Source organism: Aquamicrobium soli, assembly GCF_042646345.1.
Classification (GTDB): Bacteria; Pseudomonadota; Alphaproteobacteria; order Rhizobiales; family Rhizobiaceae; genus Mesorhizobium; species Mesorhizobium soli_A.
On the sequence record NZ_JBHRTK010000015.1, the window covers coordinates 54304 to 71029 of the forward strand.

19 protein-coding genes are annotated in these 16726 nt (G+C 64.5%); 11 read left to right on the plus strand and 8 right to left on the minus strand.

Annotated elements, in window-relative coordinates:
- The first annotated feature begins 23 nt into the window (after positions 1-23).
- Both ACFOHJ_RS15775 and ACFOHJ_RS15780 read left to right on the plus strand, forming a co-directional pair.
- Positions 24-764, plus strand: a complete 741-nt coding sequence (locus ACFOHJ_RS15775; RefSeq protein WP_378222074.1) for a ribonuclease T2 family protein — start codon at positions 24-26, stop codon at positions 762-764.
- A 75-nt stretch (positions 765-839) separates the two neighbouring features.
- Positions 840-1436 (plus strand): glutathione S-transferase, encoded by a 597-nt coding sequence (locus ACFOHJ_RS15780; protein WP_378222075.1) that lies wholly within the window; start codon positions 840-842, stop codon positions 1434-1436.
- A 79-nt stretch (positions 1437-1515) separates the two neighbouring features.
- Here the strand turns inward: ACFOHJ_RS15780 and ACFOHJ_RS15785 are convergent, their stop codons facing one another.
- The 3 genes from ACFOHJ_RS15785 to ACFOHJ_RS15795 form a co-directional block, all read right to left on the minus strand.
- Positions 1516-2172 carry an outer membrane protein gene (locus tag ACFOHJ_RS15785; RefSeq protein WP_378222077.1) on the minus strand — a complete coding sequence of 219 codons (657 nt, stop codon included), beginning with the start codon at positions 2170-2172 and terminating at the stop codon, positions 1516-1518.
- 338 nt (positions 2173-2510) lie between these two features.
- On the minus strand, positions 2511-2873 hold the full coding sequence (locus ACFOHJ_RS15790) for a dihydroneopterin aldolase (protein ID WP_378222078.1): 363 nt from the start codon (positions 2871-2873) through the stop codon (positions 2511-2513).
- 2 nt (positions 2874-2875) lie between these two features.
- Entirely contained in the window at positions 2876-3643 is a 768-nt protein-coding gene (locus ACFOHJ_RS15795) for an SDR family oxidoreductase (protein ID WP_378222079.1), read from the minus strand.
- Positions 3644-3835: 192 nt separating this feature from the next.
- Here ACFOHJ_RS15795 and uvrC point away from each other — a divergent pair, with 192 nt between their 5' ends.
- From uvrC to ACFOHJ_RS15820, 5 genes are all read left to right on the plus strand, one after another.
- Complete coding sequence (uvrC, locus tag ACFOHJ_RS15800; protein WP_378222081.1) at positions 3836-5893, plus strand: excinuclease ABC subunit UvrC; 2058 nt, start codon at positions 3836-3838, stop codon at positions 5891-5893.
- Between the two features lie 101 nt (positions 5894-5994).
- Complete coding sequence (pgsA, locus tag ACFOHJ_RS15805; RefSeq protein ID WP_378222082.1) at positions 5995-6591, plus strand: CDP-diacylglycerol--glycerol-3-phosphate 3-phosphatidyltransferase; 597 nt, start codon at positions 5995-5997, stop codon at positions 6589-6591.
- Between the two features lie 9 nt (positions 6592-6600).
- Positions 6601-6852: a molybdopterin converting factor subunit 1 gene (gene moaD / locus ACFOHJ_RS15810; protein WP_378222084.1), complete on the plus strand. Its 252-nt coding sequence runs from the start codon at positions 6601-6603 to the stop codon at positions 6850-6852.
- Between the two features lie 4 nt (positions 6853-6856).
- Positions 6857-7327: a molybdenum cofactor biosynthesis protein MoaE gene (locus ACFOHJ_RS15815; protein ID WP_378222085.1), complete on the plus strand. Its 471-nt coding sequence runs from the start codon at positions 6857-6859 to the stop codon at positions 7325-7327.
- A gap of 96 nt (positions 7328-7423) precedes the next feature.
- Positions 7424-8191 carry a YbaY family lipoprotein gene (locus ACFOHJ_RS15820; RefSeq protein ID WP_378222087.1) on the plus strand — a complete coding sequence of 256 codons (768 nt, stop codon included), beginning with the start codon at positions 7424-7426 and terminating at the stop codon, positions 8189-8191.
- A gap of 95 nt (positions 8192-8286) precedes the next feature.
- Here the strand turns inward: ACFOHJ_RS15820 and ndk are convergent, their stop codons facing one another.
- Entirely contained in the window at positions 8287-8709 is a 423-nt protein-coding gene (ndk, locus tag ACFOHJ_RS15825) for a nucleoside-diphosphate kinase (RefSeq protein WP_378222089.1), read from the minus strand.
- Positions 8710-8814: 105 nt separating this feature from the next.
- Between ndk and ACFOHJ_RS15830 the strand changes: the two genes are divergently transcribed.
- From ACFOHJ_RS15830 to ACFOHJ_RS15845, 4 genes are all read left to right on the plus strand, one after another.
- On the plus strand, positions 8815-9327 hold the full coding sequence (locus ACFOHJ_RS15830; protein WP_378222091.1) for a DinB family protein: 513 nt from the start codon (positions 8815-8817) through the stop codon (positions 9325-9327).
- A 274-nt stretch (positions 9328-9601) separates the two neighbouring features.
- Entirely contained in the window at positions 9602-10069 is a 468-nt protein-coding gene (locus ACFOHJ_RS15835; protein ID WP_378222092.1) for a hypothetical protein, read from the plus strand.
- Positions 10070-10184: 115 nt separating this feature from the next.
- Positions 10185-12062 (plus strand): ABC-F family ATP-binding cassette domain-containing protein, encoded by a 1878-nt coding sequence (locus ACFOHJ_RS15840; RefSeq protein WP_378222093.1) that lies wholly within the window; start codon positions 10185-10187, stop codon positions 12060-12062.
- A 71-nt stretch (positions 12063-12133) separates the two neighbouring features.
- On the plus strand, positions 12134-14254 hold the full coding sequence (locus ACFOHJ_RS15845; protein ID WP_378222095.1) for a molybdopterin-containing oxidoreductase family protein: 2121 nt from the start codon (positions 12134-12136) through the stop codon (positions 14252-14254).
- A 9-nt stretch (positions 14255-14263) separates the two neighbouring features.
- Here ACFOHJ_RS15845 and ACFOHJ_RS15850 read toward each other — a convergent pair whose 3' ends face one another.
- Genes ACFOHJ_RS15850 through purM form a run of 4 tightly spaced genes read right to left on the minus strand, consistent with a single transcriptional unit; the run spans position 14264 to position 16661 of the window.
- Positions 14264-14557 carry a type II toxin-antitoxin system RelE/ParE family toxin gene (locus tag ACFOHJ_RS15850; protein ID WP_378222096.1) on the minus strand — a complete coding sequence of 98 codons (294 nt, stop codon included), beginning with the start codon at positions 14555-14557 and terminating at the stop codon, positions 14264-14266.
- Positions 14558-14561: 4 nt separating this feature from the next.
- Entirely contained in the window at positions 14562-14834 is a 273-nt protein-coding gene (locus ACFOHJ_RS15855) for a type II toxin-antitoxin system ParD family antitoxin (protein ID WP_378222098.1), read from the minus strand.
- A gap of 52 nt (positions 14835-14886) precedes the next feature.
- Positions 14887-15600, minus strand: a complete 714-nt coding sequence (gene purN, locus ACFOHJ_RS15860; protein ID WP_378222099.1) for a phosphoribosylglycinamide formyltransferase — start codon at positions 15598-15600, stop codon at positions 14887-14889.
- Positions 15597-16661, minus strand: a complete 1065-nt coding sequence (gene purM, locus ACFOHJ_RS15865; protein ID WP_378222100.1) for a phosphoribosylformylglycinamidine cyclo-ligase — start codon at positions 16659-16661, stop codon at positions 15597-15599. Before purM ends, purN begins: the two co-directional genes overlap by 4 nt.
- Positions 16662-16726 lie beyond the last annotated feature (65 nt).

Below are 16726 nucleotides of genomic sequence, written 5' to 3' on the forward strand. Positions count from 1 at the left end.
CGTGCTGGCCACGCCGGTGGCGAATGCTGGTTTGTGGGCCGGTGCTCGGGCTGGCGCTTGGCGGCGCGCTGCTGGCCGGTTGCGCTCCGTCCGGCGACGAAAACGAGGCCAAGGATGAACCGGCCGCGACGCAGGCGGCGGGCAAGGTCCAGCCGGCGGTGCCGGGCCGGGCCGCTTTTGTCGCGCAGGGCAGCGGCTTCGATTTCTACGTCCTGTCGCTTTCGTGGTCGCCCAGCTATTGCGAGGCCGAAGGCGCCGATGCCAATCGCCAGCAATGCGGGACGGCGCGGCCTTACGCCTTCGTGGTTCACGGTCTGTGGCCGCAGTTCGAGCGCGGCTATCCACAGGACTGTGCTACCGATCAGCGAAACGTTCCCGACCGCACTCTGCGGGGCCTTTTCGACATCATGCCGTCGGCCGGCCTGATCCGCCACGAATGGAAGACGCATGGCAGTTGCAGCGGCCTTTCGCAGGGCGACTATTTCGACGTGCTGCGGGCGGCGCGCGAAAGGGTCGTGATTCCCGCGCAGTTCCGTCGGCTCGACAGCTATCGCACGCTGTCGCCGAATGAGGCCGAGGCCGCTTTTCTCGAGGACAATCCCGGCTTGCCGGCCGACGGCATCGCCGTTACCTGTGACCGGCGCCTCCTGCGCGAGGTCCGCATCTGCATGACCCGGCAGCTTGCCTTCCGCAGGTGCCCCGAAATCGACCGCCGCGATTGCAAACGACGGACGGTGGTGATGCCTCCCGTCCGTGGCGGGTAGGCTTATCCGCCTGGCGAATCGTTTGCGCCGTCATTTCAGGACCGAACCATCCCTTCGAAACAACAGGAAACCGCAATGCCCAAGCTGCTCTACTCTTCCGCCTCTCCCTACAGCGCCAAGGTGCGCATGGCTGCGGCCTATGCCGGCATCGCCATCGAGGCCGTTTCTGTCCAGACGTCGGAACGGCCGGCCGTGCTGGTTTCGGCCAACCCCCTGGGCAAGATCCCGACGCTGCTGCTCGATGACGGGCGCAGCATTTTCGACAGCCGCGCCATCACCCAGCATCTCAACCGCGAATCGAAGAATGCGCTGTTTCCGCGCAACCCCGACAAGCGTACCGAGGCCGAGGTGCTGGAAGCGTTGGCCGACGGCATCTGCGATTGCGCGCTGTCGATGGTCTACGAGCAGCGGTTGCGGCCGGAAGGCATGGTCTTCCAGCCTTGGCTGGATGGGCAGTGGACCAAGATGACGGCCGCGCTCGATCTCCTGAACGCCAATCCGCCGAAACTGCCGAAGAAGATAACGGTCGGCCAGATCGCCTTGCGCGCCTGCCTCGGCTACCTGGCGCTGCGCTTTGCCGGAAAGTGGGAGAAGGGGCGCAGCCGGCTGGTGCGCTGGGTGGCGCGCTTTGACGAAAAGTTCCCCGAACTCAAGGCCTACGCCCCGGCCTGAGCCGCAGGCAGGAAAAACGAAGGCAAGAAAAAAGGCCGGGCATCGCTGCCCGGCCTTTCATGTAAAGTGATCGGTTCGATCAGAACTTCATACCGATGCCGAAGGTCACGCGGTTGTCGCGTTCCTTGACCTTGCCGGCGACGTTGTCGAACGTCTTGGAACCGTAGTCGGTGTAGCGGTACTCGACGCGGCCGAACACGTTGTCCGTCAGCTTGATGTCGGTGCCGACACCAGCGGTCCAACCGAACATGCCCTTGCTCTCGCTGTCGCCGGGAACGCTTACCTTCACGTTCTTGCCAGCGCCGCCGGCGGTGCCGTAGAGCAGGATTTCCGGCGTCACGGCGTAGCCGAGACGGGCGCGGATCGAGCCCTCGAAGCCCGACTTCGACTTGATGCCGCCCGACGAGCCCTTGACGCCATTATAGCCGAGGTCGCCTTCGAGGCCGTAGACGAAGTTGTCCGACTGCCAGTTGTAGCCGGCAAAGGCGCCGCCGATGAAGCCGTCGGTCTTGATGTCCGGGCCGCCGTTGGGGATACGGGTGCGGCCGCTGAAGCCGTAGCCGAGGTTGATACCGGCATAAGGACCGGCCCAGGAGGCTACCGGCAGCTCAGCGACGGGCGCGGGCGCCGGCGGCTCTTCCGACACGACGTCAGCAGCGAACGCGGGGACGCCGGCGAAGGCGATGAGCCCAAGGGCCGCCGCGAGCGGCCGCGCAAATTTCAGATTGGCTTTCATTTATTCCTACTCCTTGAGCCAGGATACACAGGCTGGTTTGTGAGCGCCCCCACTCGTCCGGGAGGAAAAACAGTCTGGCCGCTCATCGGTTCCAAATGTCGTGTCGAAATGCGGCCGAAGCGAACCTGAAAGCAGGTCATTCCTTGGCAGCGATGTGGCAGAAATCGGGCGTTGCCCATAAGCAACAGAAATGCGCTCAATCGCTTGGAACACCGGGGTTTTGCGGCGTTTTCAGCCGCCCACTGGGAAGGCCAAAAACGCCGTTCGAAACGCCTTTGCCGCTATTTAGCCGTATTAATTGAAGGTTTCTTGCGATGATGGTCGCAATTGAGGCGAGTCTAGCCCTTGGTGCCGAAGAAGCGGGTTCCGACGAAGGCGCAGTCCTTGAAAATGTCGGGCTTGCGGGTCTCCACGAGGGCGGAATCGACCCCCGGCATGGCCAGGACGAAGGCGAGTATCCGCCGCGCGACCGTTTCCTGCAGTTCGATATGGTCCTCGCGGCCGATCGCGCGGATGAAGTCGCAGATCTTGTCGTAGTCGAGCGTGGCGGCGATGGCGTCGGCCGCTTCGCCTTCGCCTTCCAGCGTCGCCTCCACGCTGACGATCAGTCGCTGCGGTGCTTTCTTCTCGTGGTCGTGGACCCCGATGCTGATCGTCAGCTCGAGGTCGCGCACGATGACGGTCCGCTGGGTGATCTTCATTGTCATTCCACCACGAAGGCGACGTCGCGCTGCAGCCCCATCAGGTGCTGGCCGCCGTCCAGCGTCAGGATCGAGCCGTTGAGCGAGCGGGTGTTCCAGATGAATTCGACCGCGCCGGCGATGTCCTGTGGCGTCGGCCCGCTGCCCGTCAGCGTATGACGCCAGCTTTTCTCGAAATTCTCCGGCGTCTGGTCGCCGCTGATCAAGGTGACGCTGGGGGCGATGCCGCAGACCCGGACCCGGCCACGAAACTGCATGGCCTGCATGTCGATCGCGCTCTTCAGGGCCATCTTGGCGAGGCTGTAGCTGAAAAAGTCCGGATTGGGCGAAAACACCTTGCTGTCCAGCATGTGGACCAGGGTCGCCTGCGGCGTGCCGGCGCGGGCCAGTTCCCGCCCCAGCGTCATCGGCGCGACGAGGTTGACGGCGAGGCTTTTCAGCATGGCGTCGGTCGAGAAATCGGCCGGGTTGTCGTAGTCGAACAGGGAGGCGCTGCTGACGACCAGGTCGACGCGGCCGAGTCGCTGCACGATTTCCGGGATGAGGCCGGCCGCTTGCGCAGGATCGGCAAGGTCGGCCCGAAAGATTTCCGCCCGACCGCCTTCGCGAAGCAGGGCGCGCGCAAGTTGTTCGGCATCCTCCCCCGAGGAGCGGTAGTGGATCGCAAGGTCGAAGAGCGCCGCCAGATGGGTGGCAATGGCCGCGCCCAGCCGGAGGGCGCCGCCGGTGACCAAGCAGACCGGCCTTGATTCGTCGCTTACCTTCGCCAAGCGGCACTCCTGCTTTTCTGCCCGCGCGACCTGTCAGCAGCCTGTCGCCGTTGCGGCGATGACGCTTCCTCCCCACGGCCAGGCCCTATAATGGTTCGAGGCGAGTCGTTTTTGAACGATGAAACAGCGCCCGGCAATTCTTAACTGGTAAAGAGTGTTGACGCATATACCCGAACTGTCAGGTGAAAGGCCATGAAGGCGCGCGAGAGCAGGCGCGGCACGCGCGGTTTGGCGGCGGGCGACGACCTGCCGGATACCGATATCGACGATGACGGCCCCGAGCCTGCCGAAGCGCCTTCCGGCCCGGACGTCTCCTTCACCGCCATAGACTGGACGCCGCCCGCCGGCGACGGCGGCAACAAGGTCGTCGGCGCCGAAGTCATCCAGGCGCTGGTCAAGCGGCTGCCCAACGCGCCGGGCGTCTACCGCATGATGAACGCGGCCGGCGACGTGCTCTACGTCGGCAAGGCGCGCAGCCTGAAGAAGCGCGTCACCGCCTATGCGCAGGGTCGCTTCCACACCAACCGCATCGGCCGCATGGTGCGCGAGACGGCGACGATGGAGTTCGTCGTCACCCGCACCGAGATCGAGGCGCTGCTTCTGGAAGCGAATCTGATCAAGCGCTTGCGGCCGCGCTTTAACGTGCTGATGCGCGACGACAAGTCGTTTCCCTACATCCTGCTTACCGGCGACCACCCGTCGCCTGGCATCTACAAGCATCGCGGCGCGCGCTCGCGCCAGGGCGACTATTTCGGCCCTTTCGCCTCGGCCGGCGCGGTCGGGCGCACCATCAATTCCCTGCAGCGGGCGTTCCTGCTCAGGACCTGCACCGATTCCTTCTTCGAGAACCGCACGCGCCCCTGCCTGCTGTTCCAGATCAAGCGCTGCTCGGCGCCGTGCACCGGCGAGATCTCCCATGCCGACTATGCTGCGCTGGTCGCCGAGGCCAAGGCGTTCCTGTCGGGCCGCAGCCAGAAGGTGAAGACCGAAATCTCGGAGGCCATGCAGGAGGCTTCGGAGGCGCTGGATTTCGAGCGCGCGGCCATCTACCGCGACCGGCTCGCCGCTCTTTCGCATGTGCAGAGCCATCAGGGCATCAATCCGCAGAGCGTCGAGGAGGCCGACGTCTTCGCCATCCATCTGGAAGGCGGGCAGGTCTGCATCCAGGTGTTCTTCTTCCGCACCGGGCAGAACTGGGGCAACCGCGCCTATTTCCCAAAGGCCGACCTGGCGCTGGGCGCGGCCGAGATACTGGGTTCCTTCATCGCGCAGTTCTATGACGACAAGCCGGTTGCTCGCACCATCCTGTTGTCGCAGGAAGTGGCCGAGCAGGAACTTCTGGCCGAGGCCCTGTCCACCCGCGCCGGGCGCAAGGTGACGGTTTCGGTGCCGCAGCGCGGCGAGAAGAAGGAACTCGTCGACAACGCCTTGCAGAACGCCCGCGAGGCGCTTGGCCGGCGGCTGGCGGAAACCTCGACCCAGGCGCGGCTGCTTGCCGGCTTTGCCGAGACCTTCGGGCTGGAGAAGCCGCCGCAGCGCATCGAGGTCTACGACAACTCGCATATCATGGGCACCAATGCGGTGGGCACCATGATCGTGGCCGGGCCGGAAGGCTTTGTGAAGAACCAGTACCGCAAGTTCAACATCCGCTCGACCGAGATCACCCCCGGCGACGATTTCGGAATGATGCGAGAGGTGATGGAGCGGCGCTTTTCGCGGCTGCTGAAGGAGCATGGCGAGGAGGCCGCCGGCGAGCAGGCGGAAGAGGGAGTGGAGATCGAGGGCAACGGCTTTCCGGCTTGGCCGGACGTCATCCTCATCGACGGCGGCCAGGGCCAGATGACGGCGGTGCGCCAGATCCTTTCCGACCTCGGCGTCGAGGATCGCGTCGTCGCCATCGGCGTCGCCAAGGGCCAGGATCGCGAGGCCGGCCGCGAGCGGTTCTTCGTCAAGGGCAAAAGCTCGTTTTCGCTGCCGGTTCGCGACCCTGTCCTCTACTTCGTCCAGCGCCTGCGCGACGAGGCACACCGCTTCGCCATCGGCACGCACCGCGCCCGCCGCAAGAAGGAACTGGTGAAGAACCCGCTCGACGAAATCAGCGGCATCGGGCCGGGCCGCAAGCGCGCGCTGCTCCTGCATTTCGGCACGGCCAAGGCCGTCAGCCGCGCGGCGGTCGAGGACCTGATGGCCGTGGAAGGAATTTCCGAACAGATCGCCAAAGTGGTCTATAACCATTTCCATGAAAATTGAGGGGATATGCGCGCTTCGATAGGGCCAATCGATTTCGCCTGTTGACCCCTGATGCGGCCATCTGATTTCTAGTAGGCAGGACACGAAGAGTTTTCAAAGACATGGCCAAGCGCGCATTCAACCTGCCTAATATTCTCACCTACGCCCGCATCATCGCGGTGCCGCTGGTGGTGTTGTGCTTCTTCCTCGAGGGCCACCTGAAATCGAGCGACTTCGCGCGCTGGTCGGCGCTCGCCATCTTCGTCGCGGCCAGCATCACCGACTATTTCGACGGCTATCTGGCGCGCGCCTGGCAGCAAACCTCTAATATCGGCCGCATGCTCGATCCGATCGCCGACAAGCTGCTGGTTTCCATCTGCCTGTTGCTGCTGGCTGCCGATACCGACCGGGCCGGCGGCATTGCCGGCTGGTCGCTATGGGCGGCGGTCATCATCCTGTGCCGCGAAATCCTGGTGTCGGGCCTGCGCGAATATCTGGCGGCGCTGAAGGTCAGCGTGCCGGTGACGAAGCTGGCGAAGTGGAAGACGACGATCCAGATGATCGCCATCGCCTTCCTGCTCGCCGGGCCGGCGGGCGACAAGATATTTCCCTTCACCACGCAGACCGGCCTGGTGCTGCTTTGGGTGGCGGCGCTGGTCACCCTATATACGGGCTATGACTATTTCCGTGCCGGGCTCAAGCATATCGTCGACGAATAGGGCGGCGCGATGAAACTGATCTACTTCGCCTGGGTGCGCGAACGCATCGGCAAGCCGGAGGAGGAGGTCGAGCTTCCGGCCTCCGTCGCGACGGTGGCAGACCTTCTGCAATGGCTGCGCGCGCGCGGCGATGAATACGAGAACGCCCTGCAGCAGCCGCAAGTGATCCGGGTGGCGATCGACCGCGAGCATGTCGACCATGCCGAAGAGATCGCCGGCGCGCGCGAGATCGCGCTGTTCCCACCGATGACCGGAGGCTGATGCCGTGACCGGCGCCGTCCTGCCGATGGTCCGCATCCAGCGCGACGATTTCGACGTTGCCGCCGAGATCGCCAGGCTGACGGCCGGACGGGCCGATATCGGCGCGGTCGTCACCTTTTCCGGCCTGTGCCGCGACGAGGCCGGCGCGCTTTCGGCACTGGAACTCGAGCATTATCCGGGCATGGCCGAGGCGGAGATCAGCCGCATCGCCCAGGAGGCGCTGGCGCGCTGGCCGTTGCAGGGGCTCGTCGCGATCCACCGCTACGGCAAGCTGAAACCGGGCGAGAACATCGTGCTTGTGGTGGCCGCTTCCACGCATCGCCACGCGGCTTTCGAGGCAGCCAGCTTCCTCATGGATTTCCTGAAATCGCGCGCCCCGTTCTGGAAGAAGGAGCATCGCGCCGACGGCGCCGAGGGCGATTGGGTGGACGCCAAGGAAGCGGACGAGGAAGCCGCGCGGCGGTGGAAACGTTAATTTTCATTTACCTCAAATCCGAATTATGCCCATCCGTCGCCACGGATTGTCCGTAATCCTGCGTCCTCTTTAGCCCTCGGAAAACGGGGCAAGGCCATGCTGGACAGGATCGCGGAACTACTCATTTTCGGCTTCACGCCGCTGGTGATCGGCATGCTGATCGCGCCCGGGGCACCCAGGGCGGCCGAGCATGTGCTGCACGGCGAGGTTCTTTATCGCGAGCGCATCGCGCTGCCGCCCAACGCCGTGGTTTCGGTGCAGCTTGCCGACGTTTCGCTGGCCGATGCGCCGGCTGCGATCCTGGGCGAGCAGAAGATCGACCCGGCGGGCCAGGTGCCGGTCAAATTCGAGATCAGGTTCGATCCCTCCGTCGTCCAGCCGAACATGAGCTATGCCTTGCAGGCGCGCATCACGGTGGACGACAAGCTGTGGTTCATCACCGATACGCGCCATTCGGTCGATCCGCTGACCGACGAGCCACAGACGGTGCTGGTCAGGAAGGTGGACGGGCAGGCGCAATCCGGCGACGGGCCGGCGATCTACGGCAAGGACTGGAAGGTCGAACGGGTCGACGGCATCGAGAGCCTGCCTGAGCGGCGTGCGACCTTCCGCATCGCCGAAGACGGCGCGATCGGCGGCAAGGGCTTTTGCAACGGCTATTTCGCCAGCGCCAAGATCGAGGCGGAAAAGATCGAGATCGGGCAGGCCGGCGCCACGCAGATGGCTTGCGCGCCGGAATTGATGGCGGCCGATACCGCACTGTTCGACGCCTTCGCCCGGGCGGCAAGCTTCCGTGCCGAAGGCAAGGACCTCGCGATCGCCGACAAGGAAGGCCGTGACATCCTGCGCTTCAGCCCCATGTAAGGCTGTTGCGCCTGTCCGGAATAAGAAAAGCCGGGGCAGGACCCCGGCTTTGCTTTTTTAATCAGCTATTTGCGCGGTAGAAGTCGCCTTTTGAATCAGCCGACGATTTCGGTGTCGGAGAACCAGTAGCGGATTTCCTGCGCGGCGGTTTCCGGGGCGTCCGAGCCGTGCACGGAGTTTTCGCCGATGGAAAGGGCGTGCACCTTGCGGATGGTGCCCTCGGCGGCCTGGGCAGGGTTGGTGGCGCCCATCACTTCGCGGTTCCTGGCGATGGCGTTGTCGCCTTCCAGTACCTGCACGATGGTCGGGCCGGAGGACATGAACTCGACCAGCTCGCCGAAGAAGGGGCGCTCCTTGTGGACGGCGTAAAAGCCCTCGGCCTCGCGGCGGCTCATCCAGACGCGGCGGGAAGCGACGACGCGCAGGCCGGCGTCCTCCAGCATCTTGGTGATGGCGCCGGTGAGGTTGCGCCGCGTAGCGTCCGGCTTGATCATGGAAAAGGTGCGTTCGAGCGCCATGGGAAGTCCTTCTGGATTGGTAATTGATGGGTGGCGGCTCTATACAAGCGCGCCGGCCCATTGCCAAGGCCGGAAGAAACGTCGAAGCGGGGAACCATTATGCCGATGAAGCGCCATTTTATGATGTTCGCCGCCTATAACCGCTGGGCCAACCGCCTCGTCTATGAGGCAGCGGCCGATCTTGCGGAGAAGGAATTCAACTACGATACCGGCGCCTTCTTCGGCTCGATGATGGGTACGCTCAACCATATCCTCACCGCCGACCGCATCTGGATGAAGCGGTTCACCGGCGAGGGGGATGCGCCGGCGCGGCTCGACGCCATCATCCATGCGGCGCTGCCCGAGCTTGCCGTGGCGCGCGAGGCGGAGGACCAGCGCATCATTGACTGGGTGCAAGGCCTGGACGATGCCGCGCTCGCCGGCCGCTTCACCTATATGCCGATGACCGACATGCGCACCGTTTCACAGCGGCTGTCGCCGGCGCTTGCCCATTTCTTCAACCACCAGACCCACCACCGCGGCCAGGCGCACATGATCCTGACCACGCTCGGCCGCCCGTCGATACCGCTCGACCTCAGCTATTTCCAGCGTAGCGAAGAAGGCAGGGCCTTCGCGTAACTTCATTATAGTCTTATTTTGAAATAAATTTCTATAAATGACAATATTTTCCAGCCATTAATTGCTGACGGCAATTGCGGCATTTTATTGGCCTAAAGGTCAATATACAGATCGACGTTCCTGTCACTCAATGGCAATCGTAAATTCCTAGTCCATTGGAGTGAACAGGAGGCCTTCGATGACTTATTCCTCAGGTAAAGTAACGAACATCTTGGCGGGAGGATTAATTCTTGCCGGACTTTGCTGCCTTCCGGCGAATGCAGGAGGGCTCGGCGTGAGCGCTTCCATTGGAGGAAGCGGCGGCATCGGCGTAGGGGTTGGTGCCTCGGTCGGTGGTAAGAGCGGTATCGGAGCAGGTGTCGGGGCCTCGGTCGGAGGCAAGAGCGGCATCGGTGCCGGTGTCGGCGCGTCGGTCGGCGGCAAGAGCGGCATCGGTGTCGGCGCCGGGGCCAATGTCGGCGGCACGAGCGGCCTCGGCGTGGGGGCTACCTTGGGCATCGGCAGCACCGGGATCCGGGCGGGCGTCGGTGTCGGTACCAGCCCGACGGCACCCGGAAAGCCGGGAACGTCTGGAAATCCGTCGAACCCTAATGCTCCGCAACTTGCGAGCGTGGTGTCCGGCATGTCCGCCGCCCAGCTTGCCAAATACCGCGTCCGCTGCCGCGACGTCCTGAAAGGGCAGGGCAATTACGATCAGGCGTTGCGCGAACTGTGCCTGATGATCCGGACAGCCGCCCGCTGACCGGGCGAGGATAGGATCGGCGCGGCCCGCTTCGGCGGGCCGTTTGCTTGTTCGGGGCCGGCGATATGCCGGGGCAGGCTTGCACTTCGCGCCGACCTCCGCCAAAAGCGCAGCCATGCTGACCATCAACGACCTCACGCTTCGAATTGCCGGGCGCCTGTTGCTCGACCACGCTTCGCTGGTGCTGCCGGCCGGGGCCAAGGCGGGCCTTGTCGGCCGCAACGGCACCGGCAAGACGACGCTGTTTCATGCCATCACCGGCGACTTTCCGTCCGAAACCGGCTCGGTCACCCTGCCGAAGAACACCCGCATCGGGCAGGTCGCGCAGGAAGCGCCGGGCACGGAAGAGCCGCTCATCGACATCGTGCTCAAGGCCGATGTCGAGCGCGCGGCCCTCCTGGCCGAGGAAAAGACCGCCAGGGACCCCAACCGGATCGCCGAAATCCACATGCGGCTTGCCGATATCGACGCGCATTCAGCGGAAGCGCGCGCGGCGACTATCCTGGCCGGCCTCGGTTTCGACGAAGCGGCGCAGCAGCGCCCGGCCTCGTCCTTTTCCGGCGGCTGGCGCATGCGCGTGGCGCTTGCCGCCGTGCTGTTTTCCGAGCCTGACCTCCTGCTTCTCGACGAGCCGACCAACTATCTCGACCTCGAAGGCACGTTGTGGCTCGAGAACTACATCGCCAAATATCCGCACACCGTGCTGCTGATCTCGCACGACCGCGACCTGCTCAACCGCTCGGTCAATTCCATCGTTCATCTCGACCAGAAGAAGCTGACCTTCTGGCGCGGCGGCTACGACCAGTTCGAGCGGCAGCTGACCGAACAGCGCGAATTGCAAGAGAAGGGCCGTATCAAGCAGGAGGCGGCGCGCAAGCACCTGCAATCCTTCGTCGACCGCTTCCGCGCCAAGGCCTCGAAGGCCAGGCAGGCGCAGTCGCGCATCAAGGCGCTGGAGAAGATGAAGCCGATCGCGGCACTGGTGGACGACCAGGTGCGGCCGTTCTCCTTTCCTGAGCCGGTCAAGACGGTGGCCTCGCCGATCGTCGCGCTGGAAAAGGTCGAGGTCGGCTACCAGCCCGGCCATCCGGTGCTGAAGCGGCTCAATCTGCGCATCGACGCCGACGACCGCATCGCGCTGCTGGGCGCCAACGGCAACGGCAAGTCCACCTTCGCCAAGCTGCTGTCCGGGCGCCTGAAGGCCGAAGCCGGCACCATGACCGTCGCGCCCGGCCTCAAGGTGGCGATCTTCGCACAGCACCAGCTGGACGATTTGCGGCCGGAGGAAAACGCCTATGAGCATGTGCGCCGGCTGATGCCGGAAGCGCCGGAGGCGAAGGTGCGCGCCAAGGTCGCGCAGTTCGGCCTTGCCACCGAAAAGATGAACACGGCCGCGAAAGACCTTTCGGGCGGCGAGAAGGCGCGGCTGCTGATGGGGCTGGCGGCTTTCGACGGACCGAACCTGTTCATCCTCGACGAGCCGACCAACCACCTCGATATCGATTCGCGCGAGGCGCTGGTGCATGCGCTGAACGAGTTTCCAGGTGCGGTGATAGTCATTTCGCACGATCGCCACCTGCTGGAGGCGACCGTCGACCGGCTGTGGCTGGTCAAGGACGGGCAGGTCAACCCCTATGACGGCGACCTCGAGGACTACAAGACGCTGGTGACCGGCGTTTCCGGCGACCGCCGCGAAAAGCGCGAGGCGGAGAAGGCGTCCAAGGCCGACCGTCGCCGCGAGGCCGCCGCGCGCCGCGCAGCACTGGAGCCGCTGGCCAAGGAAATCCGGGCGACGGAAGGGCTGATGGAGCGGCTGCGCAAGCGGGTCGACGCCATCGAGGACCAGCTTGCCGATCCCGCGCTGTACGAAAAGGATCCGGTGGGCGCCACGCGGCTTGCCAAGGAGCGCTCGGACCTTGCCGGCCAGATTGCCCGGCACGAGGAAAAATGGCTGGAAATGAGCGCGGAATACGAGGAAGGCGTCGCGGAATAGGGGCGAACTGGCGCAGAGGCTGCGTGACATTTGCCCTACACGCGATCGGCAAAACGCTATAGGTTTTGCCCATGAACCAGCATGTCGCGCTTCGTATCGGTCATTCGGCCTGCCCGCATGATTGCCCTTCCACCTGTGCGCTCGAGGTCGAGCTGCTCGACGAGCGAACCATCGGGCGCATCCATGGGGCGAAGGCCAACAGCTATACGGCGGGCGTCGTCTGCGCCAAGGTCGCCCGCTATGCCGACCGCGTCCACCATCCCGACCGCCTCACCAAGCCGCTGATCCGCTCCGGCGCCAAGGGCGAGGGCGGCTGGAAGGAAGCAAGCTGGGAAGCCGCGCTCGACCTGGTCGCCGAAAAGTTCATCGCCGCGGAGGAAAAATACGGCTCGGAGACGGTGTGGCCCTATTTCTACGCCGGCACCATGGGCCTGGTGCAGCGCGACGGCATCGAGCGGCTGCGCCATGCCAAGAAATATTCCGGCTTCTTCGGCTCGATCTGCACCAATCTCGCCTGGACCGGATGGATGATGGGCACCGGCAAGCTCGCCGGTCCCGACCCGCGCGAAATGGCGAAGTCCGATTGCGTGGTGATCTGGGGCACCAATGCGGTGGTGACGCAGGTCAACGTCATGACCCACGCCATCCGCGCCCGCAAGGAGCGCGGCGCGAAGATCGTCGTCATCGACGTCTACGAGAACGCGACGATGAAACAGGCCGACATCGGCCTCATCGTGAAGCCGGGCACCGATGCCGCGCTCGCCTGCGCGGTCATGCACATCCTGTTTCGCGACGACCTGGCCGACCGCGCCTATCTCGAAAAATACACCGACGATCCCAAGGGGCTCGAGGCGCATCTGCGCGACAGGACGCCGGAATGGGCGTCCGCCATCACCGGTCTGCCGGTGGCCGAGATCGAGGCGTTCGCGCGGCTGGTCGGCACCACTAGGCGCACCTTCTTCCGCCTCGGCTACGGTTTTTCGCGGCAGCGCAACGGTTCGGTCAACATGCATGCGGCCTCCTGCATCGCTGCCGTCACCGGCTGCTGGCAGTATGAGGGCGGCGGCGCGTTCCATTCCAATTCGGGCATCCTGAAGTTCAATACCGAGCTTTTGGAAGGCACGAAGCTGCGTGACCCCAACATCCGCTATCTTGACCATTCGCGCATCGGCCCGGTGCTGACAAACGCCGAGGACGCGCTTTACGGCGGGCCGCCGGTCACCGCCATGCTGATCCAGAACACCAACCCGGCCAATGTCGCGCCCGAGCAACGACTGGTGAAGCGCGGCTTCCTGCGCGACGACCTATTCACCTGCGTGCACGAGCAGTTCATGACCGACACGGCAAAACTCGCTGACGTGGTGCTGCCTGCGACCATGTTCCTGGAGCATGACGACATCTACAAGGGCGGCGGCAACCAGCACATCACGCTCGGCCCCAAGCTGATCGAGCCGCCGGAAGGGCCGCGCACCAACCATTTCGTCATCGAGGAACTGGCCAAGCGGCTGGGCGTAGCGCATTTGCCGGGCTTCGGCATGACCGAGCGGCAGCATATCGACGTCATGCTGGCCAAGAAGGGGTTGGGCAGCTTCGACACCTTCCGCGAGGAGAAATGGGCCGACCTGCAGCCGCCTTTCGAGGAGGCGCATTACATCAACGGTTTCGGCCACGCCGACCGAAAATTCCATTTTCGCCCGAACTGGACCGGACAGGCCGCGCCCAACAGGCCGCCGAGGCGCATGGGCGTGCTCGGTCCCCATGAGCGCCTGCCGGAATTCCCGGACCATGTCGACCTGATCGAGGTAGCGGACGAGGAGCATCCGTTCCGGCTGGCGACTTCGCCGGCGCGCAATTTTTTGAATTCCAGCTTCACCGAGACGCCGGTTTCCAAAGCCAAGGAAGAACGGCCGCAACTGCTGATCCACCCGGATGACGCAAACGGGCTTGGCCTCGGCGAGGGCGACCGCGTCGAAATCGGCAACCGGCGTGGCGAGGTGGTGTTGCACGCGAAGCTGTTTGCGGGCGTGCGCCGCGGCGTGGTGATCGCGGAAGGCGTGTGGCCGAACAGCGCGCATGAGCGCGGTGAAGGCATCAACGTGCTGACCGGCTCCGATGCGCCCGCGCCCTACGGCGGCGCGCCGGTGCACGACAACAAGGTGTGGGTTAGGGCAGCGCCGCCGCTTACGGCGTGATGCGGGCTACTACAGGAGCGACGTGAGATCACGGGCGCCATGGACGATGCGAATGATATCGACCTGACGTTGTTTGACCGTGTACAGGATAAGATAGTTGCCTTCGGTCAGGAAACGCGCGCTAGCAGCGATTTCCGGTCGCAGGTGGCCGGAGTTTGGGAATCTTGCCAATTGTTCGGTGCGTTCTCTGATCGTGTCGATCGTCCCATCGGCCGCTAGGAGGTTATGCTGGGCAATCTCCCACCAGATGTCGTCGAGGTCTCTTTCTGCTGCGGGCGTAAAGACGACGGCAGCAAGACGCATCCTATTATTTTCCAGCGCGTGCCAGGCGCTCGCGGCCGCGCCGCTTTATTTCTTCAAAATCTAACGGTCGCGGCTTGCCGCTCTCGACGCCTTCCTGCCATGCCTTTCTCAGCCGCTCGATTTCCGCTTCGCGTAGCGGCTTGCGGAGGTTCCATTCACGGAGCGCCTCGCGGATGACTTCGCTGGTCGACGCATAGGCGCCGCTTGCGACGGCCTCCTTGGCGATCCCAAGCAGTTCGGAAGACAAGGCGACGCTTACTTTTTCGATCTTGCCCATGTTGGTCTCCATTGCGGATAAGGTAGTAAAGCTAACCACCGCAATGCAAGTCCTAAGGCGTGATGCGGGCCAGTTGCTCGAGGTCCACGGTGCCTTCGAGGGGGGTGGGCGCAGCGATGGTCGTCTCGCTCTTGTCGCTGTCCTCGGTGAAGCCGGAAAAGGCGGTGCGGCCGGCTTCCATGCGTGCCTTGCCCTCGGCCACCAGCTTCAGCGCCACCGGATAGAGCCGGTGTTCGGCCTTGAGCACGCGCGCGGTCAGGTCGTCCTCGCTGTCGCCGACCAGCACCGGCACCGCCGCCTGCGCGATGATCGGGCCGTCATCCATCGCCGGTGTCACGAAATGCACCGTGCAGCCATGGATGCGCACGCCATCCGCCAGGGCGCGCTTGTGCGTGTCCAGGCCCTTGTAGGAGGGCAGTAGGGCAGGATGGATGTTGATGATGCGGCCCTGCCATTTTTCGACGAAGGAGCGGCCGAGAATACGCATATAGCCCGCCAGGACGATGATTTCGGCGCCGAGCGCGCCAAGTGCGGTGTCGATGGCCTCGTCGTGGGCCTGCTTGTCGGGATAGTCGGAGCGGGCGATCGCCTGCGCCGGCACACCGCGCGCGGCGGCCATGCCGAGGCCGGGGGCGTTGGCCTTGTCGGAGATCACGCCGACGATCTCTGCCGGGTAATCGGGGTCGCTCGCCGCTTCGATCAGCGCGGTCATGTTGGAACCGCGCCCGGAAATCAGGACGGCGGTGCGTTTACGCGGCGTTTTCATAGATCGATCGCACCCCGGTAGATGACGCCACGGTCGCGGCGCGGCACGATGCGGCCGATCGGTTCGGCCTTTTCGCCGGCTTCCTGCAGCACGGCGGCGACCTGCGCGGCCTGGCCGGAGGCCACCACGATGATCATGCCGATGCCGCAGTTGAAGGTGCGCATCATCTCCTCGGGCTCGACGCCGCCGGTCTTGGCCAGCCAGGAGAACACCGGCGGCACGTCGATGGCGTCGAGGTCGAGTTCGGCCGAAAAATCCTTGGGCAGCACCCGCGGAATGTTCTCGGGGAAGCCGCCGCCGGTGATGTGGGCGAGCGCCTTGATGCCGTGCGTGTTGCGGATCGCCTTGAGGATCGACTTCACGTAGATGCGCGTCGGCTCCAGCAGTGCCTCGGCCAGCGTCCGATCCTCGTCGAACGGCGCGGGCGCGTCCCAGGCAAGGCCGCTTTTCGCCACGATGCGGCGAACCAGCGAGAAGCCGTTGGAGTGGACGCCCGACGAGGCGAGGCCGAGAAGAACGTCGCCCTCGACGATGTCGTCGGTGGGCAGGAGCTGGCCGCGCTCGGCCGCGCCCACGGCGAAGCCGGCGAGGTCGTAGTCGCTGCCGTGATACATGCCCGGCATCTCGGCCGTTTCGCCGCCGATCAGCGCGCAGCCGCCCTGCCGGCAGCCTTCCGCAATGCCGCTGACGATGGCGGCCCCCTGGTCCGGGTCGAGCTTGCCGGTCGCGAAATAGTCGAGGAAGAACAGCGGCTCGGCGCCCTGGACCACGATGTCGTTGACGCACATGGCAACGAGGTCGATGCCGATCGTGTCGTGCTTTCCGGCCTCGATGGCGATTTTCAGCTTGGTGCCGACGCCGTCATTGGCGGCGACCAGGACGGAGTCGGAAAAGCCGGCCGCCTTGAGGTCGAAGAGGCCGCCGAAGCCGCCGATCTCGCCATCGGCGCCGGGCCGGCGGGTCGACCGCACCATCGGCTTGATCTTCTCGACCATGGCATTGCCGGCGTCGATATCGACGCCTGCCTGTGCATAAGTGAGCCCGCTTTTCTTGTCGCTCATCGCCGTTTCCCTGACTCCGGCCCGGCTCTTCGCATGAACGGCTGCCTGCCGCAAGACAAGCCGCG

What these genes read in the sequence shown, in the direction of transcription:
- ACFOHJ_RS15775 (WP_378222074.1), top strand. Translation starts at nt 24, where the DNA reads ATGCTGGTTTGTGGGCCGGTGCTCGGGCTGGCGCTTGGCGGCGCGCTG.
- ACFOHJ_RS15780 (WP_378222075.1), top strand. Translation starts at nt 840, where the DNA reads ATGCCCAAGCTGCTCTACTCTTCCGCCTCTCCCTACAGCGCCAAGGTG.
- ACFOHJ_RS15785 (WP_378222077.1), bottom strand. Translation starts at nt 2,172, where the DNA reads ATGAAAGCCAATCTGAAATTTGCGCGGCCGCTCGCGGCGGCCCTTGGG.
- ACFOHJ_RS15790 (WP_378222078.1), bottom strand. Translation starts at nt 2,873, where the DNA reads ATGAAGATCACCCAGCGGACCGTCATCGTGCGCGACCTCGAGCTGACG.
- uvrC (WP_378222081.1), top strand. Translation starts at nt 3,836, where the DNA reads ATGAAGGCGCGCGAGAGCAGGCGCGGCACGCGCGGTTTGGCGGCGGGC.
- pgsA (WP_378222082.1), top strand. Translation starts at nt 5,995, where the DNA reads ATGGCCAAGCGCGCATTCAACCTGCCTAATATTCTCACCTACGCCCGC.
- moaD (WP_378222084.1), top strand. Translation starts at nt 6,601, where the DNA reads ATGAAACTGATCTACTTCGCCTGGGTGCGCGAACGCATCGGCAAGCCG.
- ACFOHJ_RS15820 (WP_378222087.1), top strand. Translation starts at nt 7,424, where the DNA reads ATGCTGGACAGGATCGCGGAACTACTCATTTTCGGCTTCACGCCGCTG.
- ndk (WP_378222089.1), bottom strand. Translation starts at nt 8,709, where the DNA reads ATGGCGCTCGAACGCACCTTTTCCATGATCAAGCCGGACGCTACGCGG.
- ACFOHJ_RS15830 (WP_378222091.1), top strand. Translation starts at nt 8,815, where the DNA reads ATGAAGCGCCATTTTATGATGTTCGCCGCCTATAACCGCTGGGCCAAC.
- ACFOHJ_RS15840 (WP_378222093.1), top strand. Translation starts at nt 10,185, where the DNA reads ATGCTGACCATCAACGACCTCACGCTTCGAATTGCCGGGCGCCTGTTG.
- ACFOHJ_RS15845 (WP_378222095.1), top strand. Translation starts at nt 12,134, where the DNA reads ATGAACCAGCATGTCGCGCTTCGTATCGGTCATTCGGCCTGCCCGCAT.
- ACFOHJ_RS15850 (WP_378222096.1), bottom strand. Translation starts at nt 14,557, where the DNA reads ATGCGTCTTGCTGCCGTCGTCTTTACGCCCGCAGCAGAAAGAGACCTC.
- ACFOHJ_RS15855 (WP_378222098.1), bottom strand. Translation starts at nt 14,834, where the DNA reads ATGGGCAAGATCGAAAAAGTAAGCGTCGCCTTGTCTTCCGAACTGCTT.
- purN (WP_378222099.1), bottom strand. Translation starts at nt 15,600, where the DNA reads ATGAAAACGCCGCGTAAACGCACCGCCGTCCTGATTTCCGGGCGCGGT.
- purM (WP_378222100.1), bottom strand. Translation starts at nt 16,661, where the DNA reads ATGAGCGACAAGAAAAGCGGGCTCACTTATGCACAGGCAGGCGTCGAT.